Genomic DNA, 19,855 nt, shown 5'->3' with positions numbered 1-19,855 from the left:
CCGAGAGTCCATGGCAAAACTCACCGGTACCGACGAACAGCAATTGCTGGCGCCAACGTCAGTGTTGCATAAATAGCCGACACTAAGGGGTTGCACTCAAATTTACACCACTTGACGGGACACTACCCTGGAATTTTGATTGAACATTCGACAATGGGCGTAATTCTTTACATGGTGTCATGCTTCCTTTTCAGGGCATCGAGTATGAATGAAATCGGTTTGGAGATGAAGAGGAAAAAGACACTCTGTTTAACAGATATTTGAAGGAACTTTGCAATGTGACGAGTCCATTACCACGCTCATGTGGAAGTCAGAATTTCCAATTCACCCCTCCTTGACATCCATCTTGGTCACAGAACCCCTGTTTTTGGGTGGGTTTCGGTCACAGAAGCGCGATTCTCGGTCATAAAAACGTAGTTCCATGTCACAGAGACAGTAATCTTGGTCACACAAAAATGGAAATGGGAATTCCTAAAACCGTTGTTGCAGTAGGCTATATATATAATATTTATGGTAAATATTTATAATATTATATAGGGTTGTGACACCCTTGCGAGTAGTGTGTATGATCACGCACGGGCTTTTTTGTTTTTTCTTCTTCACGCCCCCGATATATGTTGTTGATCTAGATATTCATATACACACTCCGGAAAATTTCTGGTCACAAAGCCCGAAAAACGCGTGAAAAATGGAAACGATTTGTCCTTCGAACCGCGATAAAACCGGATTTTTCTTCTGAGAATTTCCAAATCTCTGTGACCAGAGTGACCGCATATGTGACCGAAAAGACCCCCTTGGAAGACAAAAACCACCTACTTTGTGACCAAAGCGCGTCTTTTTGAAGTGTGGGCGTGTCACAAGACAACTTCATGGTGGAACAAGTGGCGAATGTTGCTGACGATATGGAATTCCACGAGGAATCCCATGGATGGTCGAACACTATGCTTGGAATGGATAGGCGAGGTAGAGGTGATATGAGCGGACATTGACGGCCTGCAAGAGGCGGCATACCAGCTATTAATAAAAGAAGGCGAAGATTGATAAAACTGATAAGTGCAAACATACTTAGGTGTGGTGTGTCCTTACGAATCTGTATAAGGCCATTTTGACTCGGTGTAATGGATGTTTTGGAACATCCCAACATTTAGATGCTCATAACATCGCCGGAAATGTGTCTATGTGCACGCAGAAGCCACGTGTTGTGATAAAGACGACTTATCTATCGAGTGCAATTTCGAAGGTCGTATAGACGATTTTAGACGCGAAGTCATTTTGACTCGTTTATACAGTGGCCTCTTCGAGGACCTGTTGAATCTGGTGTTGGTAGAGCAAGGCTCTTCTATCAACCACACTTTTCAAGTTGCCGTACAGGAAGTGCCCTGCCCGAACTATACCCCTAACTCCCATTAAAAATGTCTTACGGGGCACGTACATTGACATGGCAAGATTTCGCACGGAACTTCATCAAGCCACTTACTCAAAGTTGTTTTCGACTCTATCTTTGTCTGTGAGAAATACAAATATCTGCGTGCTACTCGTGTCAATTTTGGAGTGGTATGCTTATGTCGGCGTGGGACAGAGATTAAGTAAAACAAGACGCGATGGATTTGCACTGAATGCTATTTTCTCCAACAGTAGTGCTTTTGGGATGAAGGATCGGACACATCAGTTGGACGCAGTGGACCACGTCAAAATAGTGAGCCGCTGATGTTTGAAATCAAACAAGTTACCACACTCTCCAAATTATGTGCATTGTATTAAGACTGTGTTCATCAGAAGTTAGAGGGGTAGCAGAAAAGTGAGTTTTCTTCGTAGACTGATTTATGGCGTACTCTTGAGCGTGCTGTTCTTTCTAGGGGCACTCGTCGTTGGTCTTATCGAACACCGAGTGCCAGCTACACTCTCGTTGATTGGTACCTCCGTCGTCTTTGAGGCACAACCTGCTGCCGTCGCCAGTCTTCCACTTCGACTACAACCATTTTCGGGTGCTCTCATTAGCATTCTTGGCAACTTAATCCCAATCCCGATTCTTATGTTTGTGTTTGATGAAATATTAAACCATTGGACGTGGGTAAGACGGAGATTACAAAAAGCCGAAACATGGTCTAAAAAATACGGGAAGTACGGGGTCTGGGTGTTGATCCCGTTGTCTCCTATCCTCGGCGCATATGTTTGTATTGGAGTCGGATATATCATGCGTTGGAACTCACGCTTGGTATTATCAAGTGTACTCATTGGCATGGTTCTGTCGTCCTTCATGATTACTTATGGTGGGGAATCGCTGGTAAGGATACTGCGGCCCTACATTTAGTGTTTTCACCCTCCAGAGAGATTCCAGAAACCAGCACCACAAAAGTTGTAGAAACTTTCGTTGAAGTATGACGCGACTGAGGCAGGTGGCTCCCTCTCTGTCGGTATAGGGTCAATTTGACTCCTGATAATGGATAATGTGGAATATATGCCTATGTCACACCTCGTGACATGGTCGGATTCGGCTTCAGTTTCGCTTCTGCGCCGTTTTCTATGTGTGACAGGATAAATTGGTCGTCAAACTCTATATGGGGGTTTATGCGGGCGTTTAGGGGTTAAAGTTGTTTTCGACTTTGGAAGAAGTTATCTGCAATGTGCCATACGCGCTTCGGAAGGATGAAAGGAGTGCGTATTTATGATTCAAAAGCTGAGCGAGAAATTGTATTTCGCTTATGAACCGAATTCGTACAATTGCAAACCGATTTTGTTCGAAGTCACGACTGACGAGGGCTTGCAGGAAGTAGCTCGGCTTTCGAACCTACACACAGGCGAGATCTACTTCGCGTCGGTAGACGAATTCGCTCAGGCAGAAGGAGTGGAACGCTTGACAGACGACTGCTGTAGTGGCAAGCCGGTTGGCGCGACTTGGGATGCCGCTAACGGTTCGGTTTTCTACATCGGACTGTGACTGCAAAGAACTCAAAGACAGCTCGGTTTCTCGCGCAACAGCGAGGGATTGGGCTGTCTTTCGTGTGCTCTGAGAGGTTTCATATACAAAATCGTAAAGTTATCAAGACTGCATATCAAGACGTGCTAGAAGCGAAATTTGGGCGTCTGATGACGGGTTAAGAAGGGCAGTGCAGGTTGCTGGTCAACTATTGCATTGTCAGGCAATCAATGCGAAGAGATACATCATCGCAGGGCAAGTGTCATGATCAATCTCTTAAACGTAAGTCGAGTCATTTTGCCCCTTGTCACAAAGTACGTCGATCTTGGTCACAGAAAGTCTATTTTTGGTCATGGAAACAACGTTATTGGTCACAAATGAAGGCATCCCGGTCACAGAAAAATGGAAAAAGCAAGGGCGCGAATGCGAAGGAAATACTACTCGCACTAGTATATATATAATAATATTATTACCATAATTATTATATATATAAGGGTTTTGTGACACCCCTTGCGACATATGTGTGTTCTCATGCGCGAGATTTTTTCTTTTCTTCTCTTTGTCGTCCCCTTATATAGTCATTGATCTAGCCATGTATAGACACACCTCTCCGAAAAAGGTGTCACAAACACGGTTTTTTAATGATTTTTTCCATCACAATTGCTGAGAACTCCTTGCTCCGCAATGAATTATAAATTTTTGTTTCCATTTTTCTGTGACCGGAAAGCATGTTTTTGTGACCAGAAACACCCTCTTGGAAGACCAAAATACCCCTTTGCAGGACCAAAAATACGTGTTGCTCAGGTGCGGAGGTGTCACAAGACAATTTTCTATAGCGGACACAATGGTTAATGTTGCACGGGGCTTTATTCATGCAAATCTAGAAACTGTCTTGTACTCCAACTACCGATTGCTTTCACTATATGGATACGCCTTGAATATAATCTTGTCGTTCTGTCCATGGTTGGTCAGATGGATTCCGGTGTCCTCGTTTTGAGGACATCATCAGGCTGTTGATAAAGTTTGATGACATTCCATTAGAAAACCTTCTATACGGCAAATTCTTCGCCGGGTAAAAGCAGTGCTGCATAGCTGGCCAATCTGTGGGCTTTGGCCACCTCGTTCAGACTTGCGTAATAGTCAATAGCCCACTGCATCATATCTACGAGTGTCCGTTCAACAACCCACCAGTACGCTAAAATGGAATGATGGTCTAGTGAGGAGAGCATTAGCGGGGTGGGGAGTCCGGTAATGATGGATTCAATTTTCTCGGCTCGGGCAATTCCCCTTAAGGCAAGTAATTCATGTAGTTCACGTCGTAGCTCTACAACATCGCATCGGATGTTACCCATCATGTAAACGTGTTCATGATCTGTCACAATTAGGGTCGTAGATGATGTTTTTGTGGACAACAATGAACGAAGATAATTTAGCGACACTCGAAGACGGTTTTTCGCACGAGTCGCATCTAACTCTGGCCAGAGTAACTCGCACAATTCATCGCGTGTTGCCCCCTCATGCAGCGTCAAGTACCCCAGAAGTGCTTTTGCATTACGCTGATTCCAACCGTCAGTGACCACTTCCCCCTGCACCCAAACACGAAAGTCGCTGAGACATCGGATTTCGACATCAGGCACTGACTGGGTTCGGTTAGGATTCATTATCTGTTGTATGTAGTTTTCAGCCTCTGAAAAATGGGGGTCCTCGTTTTCCATGCGAAATGATTGGATGAATTCACTGACGGTTCGTGCGGTAACAAGTGGCTGATCTATCTGCACGCAGTTTGCCGCGTTGTGAAAGGGAATAACCTGTACGTTGGGCAGCTGTTCCCTTATGTATTCAGCAGCTTCCAAGGGCGTCAATGGGTCTCTTGTTCCCAACAATATCTGTGTGGGCGTTTTGCTCACACGGACGTCGTTTAACGACGCCGTATTCCTCACTAATTGCATCAGGCTTAAGTAGACTGCTGCTGTGAGTCTTTGGTACATGTGTTCGATTTGATCCATCTGGTCGTCGGAGGGGTTGAAGCACAGAATTCTCTTCAGGACTCGTCCGAGCGGACCGGCGTTTCCATGCTTCCGAATCTTCGTAAACAAATCCTCTGTACTAGGGGTTCCACTCGCGTAAAACGTGGCGTGCGGAGATACAATAGTCAGCGTTTTTGCAAGATCAGGATACCTTTTAGCGAGTTGCAATACCAGTGCCCCACCGAATCCGTGGGTCACAAAGTGCACTGTGGGTTCATGTACAGTACATTCCACCAAGGAATAAAGAAGATTTGCAAGGTAGTCCCATGTGAGTTCAGCGGTTGGGTTCTCGCTTAAACCATGACCCGGTAAATCATAGCGAAGGACGTGGAATGATTTAGTTATATGGGGTAACAGCTCATCCCAGACAGTCGAATCCATACCAAGACCATGTATAAGTACGATGGTTTGGTCAGTAGGATTAGGACAGCTCAGATACTGGTAGCTTATATGATCCAATGATTCCATGATGGACAGTATCTCCCTAAAATTTTCTAGTTACGTTAATAGTTTAATGGCCTCCTCGACAAATCTCAAATCTTGAATATTCCGTCATCCATGGAATTGAGAACCTTGTTTTGTAACGATTGCGTAATGCTGCACTCGTAAACTCAATATGGATTACGGAAAATTCCAAATGTAGGGTGTCTGGGTTCGTACATCGGGGGTGTCACAATGAGTTCAAATCTGTTACGTGAATTTTTGTATTGTTCTCGCGATTGGTCAAGCATGAAACGTGGAATCGATTTGTTTCAGTCGGCAGCGAACATCTTGTTGGAAGTGGCACAGATAGACTCTGGCTTCTTCGTGTATAAGAAAAGATTACCCTCAAATGAGGCGTCACGATTAAGCGTGTATCACCCTTGGGGTGAGTTTGACGGGCGTGAGACACAGTTACAGCTACTTGCAGATGTTGTTGTGGATCAACTACAGGATTTCCCACAGCTTGGCCAAAGATGGTTTCCAGAAACCCAAGCACCTTCCTTCGCTAAAATCCTATTTGGGAATTCTGGCTTTGGTGAATATGGTCTCTGGCCACTCGTATCAAAGGGACAGGTAACTGGGGCGTTAGTGGTGGCGAGAACACACCCGATGCTTGAGAGTCTGTCCAACGACATGAGAACTGCTCTACTTGATGTGTGTGCTACCCAGATTTCATTAGTGTTGGATTTGATTTTAGCGTGCCGAATCGTCGAACAAATAAGTCAGCAGGATGTCTTAACCGGCTTGCTAAATCGGCGTGGTATTGAATCACGGGTTTTGAAGTTTGTAGAGAAAATCCAGAGTGCAGGAAAACATGTAGTGTTCGGTTTGATCGACATAGACGAGTTGAAGGCTGTAAACGACACTCATGGCCATCCTGTGGGGGACCAAGCCCTGCGCGAGGTTGCCGAGGCAATCAGAAGCAACGTTCGATCCAATGACCTTGTAGCTAGGTTCGGGGGTGATGAATTCTGCGTGGTAATTGAAGCCGATAAGTCGGATGGTGTTCAAGTTATGGAACGAATCAGACAGAGTGTCCAGTTCCAATCTGGACACTCTGTCAGCGTCGGTGGTGCTATTTGGGGGCTCGACGGAGACTCTCTAGAACAGTGTTATGAAGTTGCCGATATGCGGTTGTACGATTGCAAGCGATATACGAAGAGTATTTCACCATAACACAATCACTTTGGTTGGACCGCCTGGGACTTTAGAAGACACACCGCATCGAAGCAGGATACAAAGCATATCGATTCTAAGAAATGATCTAGGAGGATACCGGGTTGCAAAGACCATCACTTGTTGACCCTGCCATGAAATTAGCAGAATCGTTAGGTTTCGAGAACTCATGCTTAGACGAGTTTGGACAGTTACTGCACTTACTGGCAGGTCACATTCAGTCTGGCAAAGTCGCGGAAATTGGCACGGGATGTGGTGTTAGCACTGCTTGGATTGCGAGTGCGACTTCCCTTGATGTCTACACGGTGGACAATGATGAAGAACGAGCAATTGAAACACGTAAGTTGTTTGTAGAACATCCCAATGTTCATCAGATTGTTGGGGACTGGGAGCGGATTTTGCACGAAGGTCCGTTCCGACTTGTTTTCGTAGACGCAAAGCCCGCGAAACTAGAAGGCATCGATAAGGTCGTAAACGCAACAGAAGTCGGTGGTTTGATTGTGATTGATGATTTGACACCAGTGGAGTTTTGGACGGAAGAATGGAAAAGGAAACCCGATCTAGTTCGGGACGCTTGGCTCCATCACAATCAATTGGCCAGTATAGAAGTTCGCACTTCTCTTAAGGCGTCGGCTATATTGGCAAGACGCATTTGTTGAGAATTGCCGTTGTCGAAAGCGGACTGACATTATATCTATTGACCCCGAAGGGGAACAAACGGAGAGTGCCGTTGTGAACGACAAAATGTCATTTGGTGAGCCAATCGTAGGTGTGAATTACATACCTAGAGAGAGTGCGTATGCGGTCATTTTCAGAAATCCAGATGAAATTGAAGTAGCCACGGTATCAAGACAGAAAGGCCACCACATGTTGCCCCGAGGTGGCATTGAACCCGGAGAAGACCATGTAACTTGCCTCAAACGCGAAGTGCTAGAAGAGGCAGGGTACGGCATTCGTATTGGGGCTTATATTGTTGGTCAGGCGGATCAGTATTATGTGACTTTGGAAGGCGAATCACGACTTACCGTTGGTCATTTTTATTTGGCTGAGATACTCGGCAAGGCCGATGATGCCATCGAGGAATTGGAATTCTCGTGGCTAAGCGCAGGGAAGGCCAATGAGTCACTATTTCTAAACAATCAGGCATGGGCTGTGAGTGCAGCCTTGAGGGGATAGGGGAAGGCTTAAACAGGTGTGATCATGGGCACAAACAATCGCAAAGGACGGGTGGCTGCGTTGGCGTTCGGTGCGACCTTTGGCTCGATCGGTACTCTGCCAGTTGCTGCAACAGTCGGCATTGGGGCAATTGCGGAGGTTGGAATATATAACCTCATTGCCAACCTGCATGAGGTTTAATTTCTTTATCAACTTAAGGACGGGGCGACACTCCTTTTAAAACACCCCCCGCATGTATGGTCGGATGCGGAGGGTGTTTTTTGTGCGCTATATGTTTTAAGCTTGCCAAGCTGATAACGTAGGGATTTCTTCAACCTCGATTACCCGGTCCAAATCCAGCACTGGAGAACCATTTTCTAATAACTCAAGTTCGTCCAGTAATCGATAGAACGCTGTAAGAATATCAAGTCCCCAAAAATCCGGCACCCATCCTTCGCGTTCGCCGTAAACATCTCCACAAATATGCTCGGCTACACTCTGACTCCAAAAGACATTGATGAGTTGTCCGTCACGAATAACTTGTACCGACGCATAGTCGAGAGGTTCATAACGGCTAAACAGCCATACTTGCCCACTGACAACCAAAGTGCCATCTTCTTTGACGTAATTACTATACTGTGTTTCCCACTCATCCTTGTAGCCTAGACCTGCATGCGCTAAAACATAATCGATTGGTAACATCGGCTCGTTCACTCCTTTCTGCTATTGGTTTCACTACCTCTGTACGAGGAGCGAGTAAGTATATACGTTTGCTTGTAGATCACGTCGCTAACTTTCGTGAGAAGCTTCCTTTGGCACAAATCGGAGGGATGAATATTGGTGATCAATTGGTTCATGGATGACATTCGGCAATGTCCGGTGGGCTTCACATTTGCATGACGATGAGGCAATTCTAGTGTTAGCCAGATGCGGTATAGAGGTACTATCACTGGACTGCGATATACGCACCTGGCGCAGCGGATACGATGTGGCTAAGTGGACCGTCGAAAATAATCGCTGGCCTCGTGAAGTACGCTTCGATACCTCAAATCCCGTTGGCCGTTTTAATATGTGACCATTACTGGTTAGGTACGCAACTTCGACGGTAACGGTGGGTAGTTGATTCTCGATAAATCATGCTGAAACCAGCATCTTTCCCGTAAGTTCCAGAAACTTACGGTCTGTGCAGGATTCCGCATCCATGGCCTCGTTGTTACTCTCATACTAACCTTGAACTACCAGAAAGCCCCTCTAGTCTGTTCCCGCTTGGTTTGTCATGATTGTTCAAGGTGACATAACATGATATTCACATCGATCCAACCAATGCTTTTGACCATGGCCAACAAAGCCTTCGACGACGAAAACTATATATTTGAGCCGAAATGGGACGGATGGCGAATCCTGATCCACAAGCAAGGTGACAGGATTGCGGCATACACGAGGCAGGGGAACTGCGTGACTCGCAAGTTCCCGGAACTCGAAGCAGTTCATGATGCTATACAAGCTGAGTCAGCTATTCTAGACTGTGAAGGCGTGTGTATCAGAGACGGGCGTTCTGTGTTCGATGACTTCGCCCATCGTGGGAGGTTGACGTAGCCTCAAAAGATACAACGTGCCTTATCCACGCATCCTGCAACGTTTGTCGCGTTTGATGTCCTATATGATGGTGACTTGCTAACGAACGCGACCTTGATGGAGCGCAAGGACGTGTTGAAGTCTATCGTGAAGCCATCAGACCAACTAATCACCACGCCATACTTTGCGGGCAACGGCATCGCGTTGAAGGCAGAGACGGTGCGTCGTAACTGGGAAGGCATCGTTGCGAAGCGTGCTGATTCGCTTTATCAGCCGGGCGTGCGGTCGGGCGACTGGATAAAGGTGAAGAACTGGAAACAGATTGACACGGTCATTCTTGGCTATCGTACAGAGCCTCAGTTTGGGCTAGTCGTCGGTTTGCATTTCCCGACGACGGTCAACAAATCTGTGGCCGTAGTAGAGTACGGGATGTCACCAGACGAGAAGAAGGCTTTCCTGATGGTTGCGAATGACATCCATACGGATCAGAGGAAAGGCGTGCAGTGGATCGAGCCGAGGTTATGCTGCCGCGTGCAGTATCTTGAGCGGACGGAAAGGCATCAGCTGCGTACGGTTTCGTTTAAAGAGTTCCAATTTAACAAAGACCCAAAAGAGTGCCGATGGGTAAGTTGAACATTGGTACTCTTTACCCGATTAAAGGTTTTCGACTGTTGGTTCTGTAGTCGAATGTGAACGATGAAGTTTTTGATATTTCATACATTGGTATTCATGTTTATTCATAATGAGTGATGCGCTCTTGTGTCGCATTTGCCCTCGTTTGTCCCAGAAGAACAGTCAAACTAATCCCGTGGTCATCAGACAGTTTAGGAGTGGATTTCGCTGTCCACCATGCTTTTACACTAACGAAGCGCGTGCAAAGGCACAAGACTATTTGCGATGTTGAGTGTTTGATCTTTCGTCCCTTTTGTTCCCATATTGATGTATGTGTTACCATCCTTAAAACTCAACACCCAACTTGGAGAGCCAATTTTTCCTTGGACTTCAATCCATTGTGCTGAGATACCGCTTTTGAGGATTGTATTCTGTTTTTTTATGACCACGCCACCACCGATAATGGGAGTGTTACTTTCATTGAAGACCATGTTCTTAAAGACGACGCTGAATGTTCCATCTTTTGGTATTGAATTGGGTGAAGTATTTGTTCCGCCTGCATTTTGAAAAATGTCACCTTTTAAACTAATTGTAGGAACATAAGGCATCGTTACCCCGTTTAACTGAGCCGCTTTTTGAATCAATGACGTTTGTGTTTTAGAGTATTTGACGGATTCGGTTCCGCCTTGTTGCCCTGAATTCTGGTTTTGAGAGCTATTTGTGGTGTTTGTACTGCTGTTCGTTTGTTGTGATACATTATTGGTCGAGTTCGAAGTGAGCTGCAGTGTACTTGTGGTTCCCAAATTCTTTACCTTTGAACTGGTTGTATTACCTGGGGTTGCACATCCAGCAAGAACTCCAACAATGCTTAGTGCCAGTCCTGCTGTCAACCATTTCTTATTTCGCTTCATTTACAAGTTCCCTCCTTGTTGTTCACGAATAAGACGGACTCACATCCCGCTAAGCGACACTCCAAATTCCGGATTATTACCCATTATTACAGTAATAACTCTTGTGTACTTCCCGAGAGTACAACAAGCATAACGGTATTCGAACGAATGTTTGTGCAAGTGTTGTGTGAATTTCTTACAGAAAATATGCCCTCGTTTGTTCAACAACTTGAGGGGATTCTCGACTATTGAAACGACCACGTATGTGTTTTTAGACTGAACTTGCCTGATTGTCCTTTGTCGCTCTGCCAGTATAGGACTGTTCCGCTTTTGCTCATACCTGTGATATTGAAGTTTCCAATGTTCTTGGGGCACTTGTAAACGCTCTGTTCAGGTTGCCCACTTCCATAGGCGGCAGCGTTTTCTCGATAGATAATGATGGCAGGAACAGTGTGCGGGCTATTGATGTTGTTCGTTGGTTGTAACATCGCAGTCATGACATATCGGGGTCCGTTCAGATTGGCATTCTTCGGATTTACCCAATTACCGTCTTGCCAAACAGCGTTTGAGGATTGTAGTTGGTGCATAGAGTTCTTTTCTGCTGACGTCAATTTGCGGACTACCATGTGGAATGTCTGTGTCGGACTCGAAGTGTTCTCGGTACTATTACTTACAGACTGTTTAACTTCCTGTTTTACGGTTCCACAGCTCACAAGAATCCCTATGGTGGTCAGGGCGATTACTGCCGTCCCGATTTTCTTAACGTGCATAATGATCCCTTCTTTCGATAAAGAAGACGGAACAGCTCGACATTCCGTTTCACTCCCAAAAAGGAGGGCGTATTGTATTTTCCCGCCAGTTACTCCAACAAGTTTATCAAATGCGCGCTGTATAAACATGCAACTGACTTTTCTGCTTGTGGGGGTACGCAATGCAACACTAGTCGGGAACGTCGGACAGTTAGAACTCTGGGTTGCTGAGTGAAGACAATTTGAGAAGGTGGGTCGCGATTTACTGGATGTGAAAACGCCCCTCGTCCGTCCTCAACGCAACCCCTCGCGTTCCAGTATCTTGTACAGCGTGCCTGTGCCTACCTTGTAAACCTCTCGGATGTGTCGTACCGACTTGCCCTCTTTGTACGCTTTGATGATTTCCTGAAGACGGCGTTCTGCTTTGCCACCGCTAACAAGTTCAGGTTTACGACCTCTGAACCTTCCATCCTTCTTGGCAATTTCAATCCCTTCCCGCTGACGCTGCTTAATCATTGACCTCTCAAACTGCACGAGTCCAGAAAATATGGTCAACAGAAATTCGTGCATCGGATTTGCACTCGAGGTGTCTAGCCATGTTTCCGTAATCGACCTCAGACCCGCACCCTTAGACTTGATTTGTTCAATGATTTCTAATAGGTCTTTTGTTGACCGTGATAGACGACTGATTTCGTGTACGTACACAACATCGCCCTCTTGCAGTTCATTCAATAGTCGTTTCAGTTCAGGACGTTCCATTGTTGCACCAGAAATCTTCTCTTCGTAAAAGGCTGTACAACCAGCACCCTTCAATGCTTTCCTTTGACGTGCCGTGTTTTGACCTTCGGACGAAACTCTTATGTAAGCCAACTTGGCCATTCGCAAAACCTCGTTCCGTATGTTTTTCGTACTCATTGTACTATTATTTTCGGTAACATATAAACAGTAACAAAACAGACATCGAAAATCCGTTGTCATTACTGCGTTTGATAATTTCTGACAATCATTACCGGATGACTTTACTCTATCGGTAATGATCTTCTTTAAAGTATGACGACTATAGAAGATCGAATTATTCGGGTGTATGCAAAAAAACAGCATGTGCAACGTGGCGCACATACTGTAAGTGGTAATACGTCTTTACGCAGTCAAGTTGTGAAGATGCTTGTCACGTTGTGACCATAAAATAGTCTCAACTTCATATTGCTTTAAGGCCGAAATCACATCAGCATTAACCTTTCGATCCGCGTCGTTCAGGATCGCATAAAGCACTGAGTCTGACTTTCTGGTGGAACGAGTGTCGTTCCAAGAGAACAGTAAAACTTCCGCGTTCTGTCGGGAAGGATTGTTGAAAGTTTGAACCACTCGCTCAGGCTTAGATTTGGTCTTGGGAAGTACAAAGTCGTAACTATGACTAAGCCCACTTTTTCCGGTAAAATTTACATTTTGTACGTAGATTACTTCTTTTTCTACAAAGTAGTTTTCAACGTCCTCTAAGAAAAGGCCAACAACATTTGAACGCGACGTCATAAACATATCGTTGATAGCCAACATTGCCTGAAGAAGCATATGCTTATGTTGCGGAAACGTCTCAAAAGTTGCATCTATACATAATTCATCATCGACTGTAAGAGACACGCCATGTCTATTTAGAATGACTGTGAGCATTTCTCTTCTTCGTGGTGATGATTTAACATCGATTCCCGACATCTCTAGATCGCTCAAGATGTACCCATTGTCCGTCAATCGAAGGGAGTTCCCGTTTTTGATGGCATAGATTTGAAGGAAGTCGTTATGACGGTCGATTAGGGGCGTCGTGATCTCAACGGCATTCTTAAGGTCGACGAATTTAGTTCTCTCTTTCAACCACTCAAAATAAACCCGCTGTAAGTCATCCTTCGTGGTCATCAAAAAGTCCTCCTCCCGTGTACAATATTGGCGGTCTGTCAACTACTTTATTGTAGTCCAAAAAGTCACTCAACACTTGAAGTAAATCCGACGCATCTGTTTTGATTTCTTTGTCTAATGGAAACGCCCAACTGTCGTCGAAACCTTCGCGATATACATGAATATGTGGACATGGAATAATTGTGCCATCAGGATTCAAATGTTCAGGTCCGTCTATGTCGAGGCGAAGAAGTATTACTGATTTTTGATAGCGAGTTTGATATGTCACTTTTGTCACTTTCAGTGTACCCTTGCGATTAACGTCGAAAACAAACTTTACCGTTTCGTTAGCTGAAGTGGCTTCCATTTGAACTGACTTTCCAAGTTTTGGGAAGTTTATAGGACTGGTTTCTCGGATTTTCTTTATCATTGAAAGCAACTCATCTGCGTCATTTTGAGAAAGCAGCATGCTACCTCACCTTCCATCTTGTGAACTAACACTTGTCGGTATTAATCCTCGATGAACACTCACGATTCAAACTCAAAACAATGATTCGCTGTAAAACGATGGAATTTGTCTCAGGTAGTTTTGCTGATTCTATCTCCTATACCTACCATACATGAATTTTCCTGTGTGTTGTACAATATATCCAGTAGAATTAACCATTCGGAGGCCACGTACTTGAGCAAACTAACCCTACAACAACTCGAATCCCATCTCTGGGAATCTGCAAACATACTACGAGGCAGTATCGACTCGTCAGACTATAAAAACTACATCTTCGGTATGCTGTTTTTGAAGCGTCTCAATGATGTATTCGTTGAGAAAGCAGAAAAAATCCAGCGTGAGGAAGGTGGCGATTACGGTTGGTATGATCACGACGAACACCAATTCTTCGTCCCGGAACGTGCTCGATGGTCACATATTCAGTCCATCACTCAAGACATCGGAGCGGCGATTAATCACGCCTTTGAGTTGTTGGAAGAAGAGAACGCCACACTTCAAGGTGTTTTGGCAACAATCGACTTCAACGACAAGGAACGTCTACCTGACTCCACCGTTTCACGCTTAATCCAACATTTCAGTGCCATTGATCTGTCGAACGCCAATCTGTCCGAACCAGACATGTTGGGGCGTGCGTACGAGTATCTGATTAAACAATTTGCCGACGACGCAGGCAAAAAGGGCGGAGAATTTTACACGCCATCGAAGGTCGTTGAACTGATTGTCAAGCTCATTAAGCCCCAAGAAGGTATGCGTATCTGTGACCCAACGGCAGGATCAGGTGGAATGTTGATTCAGTCCGTCGATTACATCAAAGCTACGGGCGGTAATCCACGTAATGTGACGTTGCACGGTCAAGAAAAGAATTTGAACACGTGGGCCATCTGCAAAATGAACCTGCTGTTGCACGGTCTGAGTGACCACCGCATCGAAAAGGGCGACACCATTCGTGACCCGAAGTTGGTTCAGGACGGCGAACTGATGCTTTACGACAGAGTCATTGCGAATCCACCGTTCAGCTTGAAGGGATGGGGACGCGAGGACGTGGAGTCGGACGGATATGGACGTTTTCGTTTCGGTCTGCCACCCAAGGACAAAGGTGACTTGGCGTTCGTCCAGCACATGATTGCCACGTTGAATCACGATGGTAAAGCTGGCGTTGTTATGCCACACGGCGTTCTGTTCCGTGGTGGTGCAGAGGGAACGATTCGTCAAGGGATTATGGAAGAAGACTTGTTAGAAGCGGTCGTTGGCCTGCCGTCGAACCTGTTCTATGGAACGGGTATTCCAGCGTGCATTCTCGTGTTCAACCGCCACAAGCACGCTAACAAGCGTGGCAAGGTCTTTTTCCTGAACGGGGCAAACGACTACCAAGAGGGCAAGAACCAGAATTTCTTACGTGACGAGGACATTCAGAAAATAGTGACAGCTTATGATGCTTGGCAGAACGAGGATAAATATTGTCGAGCCGTTAACTTGGATGAAATTCGCCAGAACGACTACAACTTGAATATTGCTAGATACATCGACGCAACTGACGAAGAGGAACAGATTGACGTTGAGGACGCTATTGCCGGGTTGAGACGCCTTGAGGAAGAACGTCGTCAGGTTGAACTCGTGATGAACGGTTACCTGAAGGAGTTGGGCTATGGTGAGTGAACCACGTCAAATTAAGAAGACAGAAATTGGTGAGCTTCCGATTGAATGGAAGGTCGAAACGCTGAAAAATTTCTGTGACCACATTACCAAAGGTGCCACTCCAACAACTTATGGTTTTGATTGGACTGATTCTGGTATTAGGTTTTTACGCAGTGAGTGTGTAAAAGAGAGTGGACTAACCTTTGAGGGTGCGAATTTTATCTCTAACAATGCCCATCAGGCAATGAACAGGTCTGTTATTAAGGGCGGGGATTTACTAGTTTCGATCACGGGGAACATAGGGAGGGCATGCGTTTACCCTCAAGGTTATCCTGAAGGAAATATCAATCAACACATTGCTCGGGTAAGAGTAGTCAAAAACGATGTACTTAACCCATTATTTCTTCTCTACTACATTAATTCTGAAAAAGTAAGAAATCACTTCTATTTCGTAAAAACTGGACTTGCCTATCCGCAGATTAGCTTAAAACAAGTTCAAGAATTACAAGTTCCTATACCTCCCAAAGTTGAACAGGATAAGATAGCCGCCATTCTCACGTCGGTAGATGATGCCATTAACGCCACGCAACGCATCATTGACCAGACCGAAGTTGTCAAACGTGGCTTGATGCAGCAGTTGTTGACGAAGGGAATCGGTCACACGAAGTTCAAGCAGACGGAGATTGGCGAGATTCCGACGGAGTGGGACGTGGTTCCACTATCAAATGTGATGAACTTGGTAGCACGACCTATGAAGATGGATGAAGAGGAAGAATACCAGTTAGTTACTGTTAAACGACGTCACGGCGGTGTCGTTCCTCGCGAAAGGCTGTTAGGTAAAAATATCCTTGTTAAGAACCAGTTTTACATCAGAGAAGGTGATTTTTTAATCTCAAAGCGACAAATTGTTCACGGTGCTTGCGAGGTTGTACCGAAAGACCTTGACGGTGCAATCGTCTCAAACGAGTACCATACGTTGTCAGTGAGTTCTAATTTCGACATGAACTACTTTCGATGGTTTTGTAGAACGCCAATGATGATGAAGTATTTTCTTGTCTCAAGTATAGGGGTACACATTGAAAAGATGCTGTTCAAACTTGATGATTGGTTCAAACGAAAGGTACCGTTGCCGCCACTTGAAGAACAAAAGGAAATTGCCAAGGTGTTGACTTCGGTTGAACGGTCTATCAAAAGCAATCATGATTACCTTGGAAAATTGACGCTTTTGAAATCGGGACTAATGCAACTTCTCCTTACTGGCAAAGCCCGTGTCAATGTCGATGAGCCGTCCGAGGTGTCCGTATGACGACCACACAGGATTGGAACGAGAAGGAACTGGTTGAGAACCGCATCATCGAACAGCTAAAACGGTTAGGGTACACATACATCCACGGTTCCTATCTTGAAGGTGAACGCCAGACGTTGAGGGACGTTGTTCTTGAACAGCGTCTGAGTGACGCCATTAAACGTATCAATCCTTGGATTGACGAGAACAACCTACGGAAGGTCGTTCGTGACATAACCCACATTGAAGCTGCAAGTCTGATGGAGGCAAACGAAGCCATCCACGACGACATTGTTCACTATATCTCCGTTGAACAGGACTTGGGTAAAGGGAAGAAGAACCAGACTGTTCGTCTCATTGACTTTGACAACATGGACAACAACGAATTTCTTGTGATCAACCAGTTCAGGGTTAGTGGAGTAACTGAGAACATTATTCCCGACGTCGTTCTGTTCGTGAATGGGTTGCCACTGGTCGTTATCGAGTGCAAAAGCCCGTTCATCACGAATCCAATCGCTCAAGCTGTCAAGCAGATGGGAAGGTATCAATCTGATGCCGACCGTTTGTTTTATTATAACGAAATCCTCGTATGTACCTGTGGACAACAAGCTAAGTACGCAACGGTGGGAGCAAAGCTGCGTCACTATGGAGAATGGAAAGACCCGTATCCATTCACGGTGTCAGAGTTAGGTACAGGCGAAGTGAACCCGCAAGACGTTCTGGTAGCGGGAATGTTGACCAAGCGTAACCTACTTGAGTTGATCCGGAATTTCATCGTCTACGAACCAGAAGGTGGGCGAATCATTAAGAAGCTGGCACGTTACCAACAGTTTCGTGCAGTCAACAAAGCTATTGACCGTGTCATAAACGCCGAATCACGGGACGACCGTGGTGGCGTTGTCTGGCATACCCAAGGATCGGGTAAGTCATTGACGATGTTGTATTTAGCAGTGAAATTGCGCCGAGAGTCTAAGTTGGGGAATCCGACGATTGTGGTCGTTACAGACCGTAAGGACTTGGATTCGCAGATTGCCGCGACGTTCAAACGATGTGGTTTCCCAAACCCTGTTCAGGCGAACAGTGTGGCTGACCTACGTAATCTCCTGCGTCTTGGTTCAGGTCAGACCATCATGACCACCGTCCAGAAATTCCAAGAGGCAGAAGCAGAAGAGGACAAGGTACTAAGTACGGGTGCCAACATCTTTGTGATGGTTGATGAAAGCCACCGTACGCAGTACAAGGGATTGGCAACGAACATGCGTACAGCGTTGCCTAATGCCTGTTATCTGGGATTCACGGGTACGCCCATTGATAAGAAAGATAAAAGTACGACGCGGACGTTTGGAACATACATAGACACTTATACGATTCAACAGGCGGTTGATGACGGAGCCACCGTTCCAATTCTCTACGAAAGTCGCATGCCGGACCTTCAGATTGAAGGGCGTTCTCTGGACGCCCTATTTGACCGCATGTTCGCAAATTACGATAAGGACGACCGAGAGCGCATCAAACAAAAATACGCGACGACAGAGGCCATTACAGCCGCTCCTAAACGTATTGAAGCCATCTGCCTCGACCTCATCGACCATTACGAACTACACATTGCACCAAACGGCTTCAAGGCTCAAATTGTGGCGGTGAACCGTGAAACAGCTATTTTGTATAAGCAGACGTTGGACAAGTTGAACGCCCCCGAATCCGTTGTCATTATCTCTGGGAACAACAATGATTCGGATGAAATGAAGCAATTTCATTTGGCAGAACATCTGCAGAAGCAATACATTGAACGTTTCAAGAATCCTGACGATAAGTTAAAGTTTATCATCGTCTGCGACATGCTACTGACAGGCTTTGATGCCCCAATCGAACAGGTCATGTATCTTGATAAGTCGCTTCGTGAGCACAATCTGCTTCAGGCAATTGCTCGTGTCAACCGTAACTATGACGGAAAGACGTATGGGCTGATTGTTGACTATTACGGCGTCTCAGCGTTCTTGAAACAGGCATTGGACGTGTTCCACGAGAAGGACGTTCGTGGTGTCATGATGCCGGTTGAATCTGAATTGCCCCGTCTTCAGAGTCGCCATCGTGCTGCTATGCGATTCTTTGATCATGTGAATTCGGACAATCTTGAGGCGTGTATCAGGGTACTGGAACCAGAGGACGTTCGGACGGAGTTCGATCTGGCTTTCAAACGGTTCGCACAAAGCATGGACTTGGTCATGCCGAGTCCGTTGGCGAATCCGTATCGTGACGATCTGAAGTTTTTGGGGAAGATTCGTCTTGCAGCAAGGCAGCGTTATCGTGATGAGGAAATGGACATCTCCGATTGTGGGGCAAAGGTCAAGCAGCTCATTGAGGAACACGTACGTGCCAACGCCATTGAAGTGTTGCATGATCCCATTGATATTCTGTCTAGTCGATTCAATGAGTACGTTGACGGTATGTTGTCAGACGAAGCGAAGGCGTCTGAAATGGAGCACGCTATTCGCCATGAGATTCGTGTTAAGCTCGACGAGAACCCTGTGCATTACATGTCTTTGAAAGAAAAGCTGGAGAAATTGATTGCGGACTGGAAGGAACATCGTTTAGAGACGGTTCAACTGGTTCTGCATCTTCAAGAGTTGATTCGTGAAGATATACAAGGCTACAACACCACCCAATCCACGTCTGGAATGGTTCGTGAACAGCGTCCGTTCTATGATCTGTTGCGAACCGAGTTGCCGTCGGGCAGTCATGATGATGAACAATTGACCGACTTGACACAAATCGTTGTTGAGGACGTGTCGACATTACAAAAAGTCCGTGATTGGACGACCAAAGAGGACGTTCAGCGTGAGATGAGAAGCCGTATCAAACGACAGCTACGTGCGGCCAAGTGTCCATCGGACAAGCTAGAGGCGGTCACACAACAAATCATGAATCTGGCGAAGGTACATTTTAAGGCATAACG

Annotated in this window: 17 protein-coding genes and 1 pseudogene; 11 read left to right on the top strand and 7 right to left on the bottom strand. The window is 45.7% G+C overall.

The window, feature by feature from the left end; all coding sequences use genetic code 11:
• Positions 1-1,798: 1,798 nt before the first annotated feature.
• Positions 1,799-2,311: a small multi-drug export protein gene (locus tag AN477_RS13995; RefSeq protein WP_245631826.1), complete on the top strand. Its 513-nt coding sequence runs from the start codon at positions 1,799-1,801 to the stop codon at positions 2,309-2,311.
• Positions 2,312-2,665: 354 nt separating this feature from the next.
• Positions 2,666-2,938 carry a hypothetical protein gene (locus tag AN477_RS13990; protein ID WP_054969789.1) on the top strand — a complete coding sequence of 91 codons (273 nt, stop codon included), beginning with the start codon at positions 2,666-2,668 and terminating at the stop codon, positions 2,936-2,938.
• A gap of 1,028 nt (positions 2,939-3,966) precedes the next feature.
• On the opposite strand, the gene AN477_RS13985 is transcribed toward AN477_RS13990, so the two are convergent.
• Entirely contained in the window at positions 3,967-5,412 is a 1,446-nt protein-coding gene (locus AN477_RS13985) for an alpha/beta hydrolase (RefSeq protein ID WP_054969788.1), read from the bottom strand.
• Positions 5,413-5,619: 207 nt separating this feature from the next.
• Here AN477_RS13985 and AN477_RS13980 point away from each other — a divergent pair, with 207 nt between their 5' ends.
• The 4 genes from AN477_RS13980 (at position 5,620) to AN477_RS24555 (ending at position 7,959) form a co-directional block, all read left to right on the top strand.
• The gene (locus AN477_RS13980; protein ID WP_054969787.1) at positions 5,620-6,603 is read left to right on the top strand and encodes a GGDEF domain-containing protein; all 984 of its coding nucleotides are present in this window, start codon (positions 5,620-5,622) and stop codon (positions 6,601-6,603) included.
• Positions 6,604-6,707: 104 nt separating this feature from the next.
• Entirely contained in the window at positions 6,708-7,262 is a 555-nt protein-coding gene (locus AN477_RS13975) for an O-methyltransferase (protein ID WP_054969786.1), read from the top strand.
• 73 nt (positions 7,263-7,335) lie between these two features.
• Positions 7,336-7,779 (top strand): NUDIX domain-containing protein, encoded by a 444-nt coding sequence (locus tag AN477_RS13970; protein WP_054969785.1) that lies wholly within the window; start codon positions 7,336-7,338, stop codon positions 7,777-7,779.
• Positions 7,780-7,803: 24 nt separating this feature from the next.
• Positions 7,804-7,959, top strand: coding sequence for a hypothetical protein (locus AN477_RS24555; RefSeq protein ID WP_157061972.1), 156 nt, complete (start codon positions 7,804-7,806; stop codon positions 7,957-7,959).
• A gap of 96 nt (positions 7,960-8,055) precedes the next feature.
• On the opposite strand, the gene AN477_RS13965 is transcribed toward AN477_RS24555, so the two are convergent.
• Positions 8,056-8,460 (bottom strand): hypothetical protein, encoded by a 405-nt coding sequence (locus AN477_RS13965; RefSeq protein ID WP_054969784.1) that lies wholly within the window; start codon positions 8,458-8,460, stop codon positions 8,056-8,058.
• Positions 8,461-8,617: 157 nt separating this feature from the next.
• Here AN477_RS13965 and AN477_RS25910 point away from each other — a divergent pair, with 157 nt between their 5' ends.
• Together AN477_RS25910 and AN477_RS13955 are read left to right on the top strand one after the other, a co-directional pair.
• Entirely contained in the window at positions 8,618-8,833 is a 216-nt protein-coding gene (locus tag AN477_RS25910) for a cyclic-phosphate processing receiver domain-containing protein (RefSeq protein WP_425388178.1), read from the top strand.
• Between the two features lie 224 nt (positions 8,834-9,057).
• A pseudogene (locus AN477_RS13955) lies at positions 9,058-9,966 on the top strand (ATP-dependent DNA ligase).
• Positions 9,967-10,193: 227 nt separating this feature from the next.
• On the opposite strand, the gene AN477_RS13950 reads toward AN477_RS13955, so the two are convergent.
• The 5 genes from AN477_RS13950 to AN477_RS13930 form a co-directional block, all read right to left on the bottom strand.
• Positions 10,194-10,856 carry a hypothetical protein gene (locus AN477_RS13950; RefSeq protein WP_054969781.1) on the bottom strand — a complete coding sequence of 221 codons (663 nt, stop codon included), beginning with the start codon at positions 10,854-10,856 and terminating at the stop codon, positions 10,194-10,196.
• Positions 10,857-11,080: 224 nt separating this feature from the next.
• Complete coding sequence (locus AN477_RS13945; protein WP_054969780.1) at positions 11,081-11,605, bottom strand: hypothetical protein; 525 nt, start codon at positions 11,603-11,605, stop codon at positions 11,081-11,083.
• Between the two features lie 273 nt (positions 11,606-11,878).
• A complete protein-coding gene (locus AN477_RS13940; protein WP_054969779.1) occupies positions 11,879-12,463 on the bottom strand; it encodes a recombinase family protein in 585 nt (194 codons plus the stop codon).
• A gap of 261 nt (positions 12,464-12,724) precedes the next feature.
• The gene (locus AN477_RS13935) at positions 12,725-13,492 is read right to left on the bottom strand and encodes a DUF1829 domain-containing protein (protein ID WP_054969778.1); all 768 of its coding nucleotides are present in this window, start codon (positions 13,490-13,492) and stop codon (positions 12,725-12,727) included.
• The gene (locus AN477_RS13930; protein WP_245631825.1) at positions 13,476-13,940 is read right to left on the bottom strand and encodes a DUF6978 family protein; all 465 of its coding nucleotides are present in this window, start codon (positions 13,938-13,940) and stop codon (positions 13,476-13,478) included. Before AN477_RS13930 ends, AN477_RS13935 begins: the two co-directional genes overlap by 17 nt.
• Before the next feature lie 213 nt (positions 13,941-14,153).
• Here AN477_RS13930 and AN477_RS13925 point away from each other — a divergent pair, with 213 nt between their 5' ends.
• From AN477_RS13925 to AN477_RS13915, 3 genes are read left to right on the top strand one after another with little or no spacing between them, the layout of a single operon-like run.
• Positions 14,154-15,635, top strand: coding sequence for a class I SAM-dependent DNA methyltransferase (locus AN477_RS13925; protein WP_054969777.1), 1,482 nt, complete (start codon positions 14,154-14,156; stop codon positions 15,633-15,635).
• Positions 15,628-16,920: a restriction endonuclease subunit S gene (locus tag AN477_RS13920; protein WP_169787900.1), complete on the top strand. Its 1,293-nt coding sequence runs from the start codon at positions 15,628-15,630 to the stop codon at positions 16,918-16,920. The genes AN477_RS13925 and AN477_RS13920 overlap by 8 nt, the downstream gene beginning before the upstream one ends.
• Positions 16,917-19,853 carry a type I restriction endonuclease subunit R gene (locus AN477_RS13915; RefSeq protein ID WP_054969775.1) on the top strand — a complete coding sequence of 979 codons (2,937 nt, stop codon included), beginning with the start codon at positions 16,917-16,919 and terminating at the stop codon, positions 19,851-19,853. The genes AN477_RS13920 and AN477_RS13915 overlap by 4 nt, the downstream gene beginning before the upstream one ends.
• Positions 19,854-19,855 lie beyond the last annotated feature (2 nt).

It is taken from the genome of Paenalicyclobacillus ferrooxydans, assembly GCF_001399675.1.
GTDB lineage: Bacteria > Bacillota > Bacilli > Alicyclobacillales > Alicyclobacillaceae > Alicyclobacillus_B > Alicyclobacillus_B ferrooxydans.
Note: the sequence above shows the minus strand (reverse complement) of the source record. Positions and strands in the feature narration are given on the sequence as shown.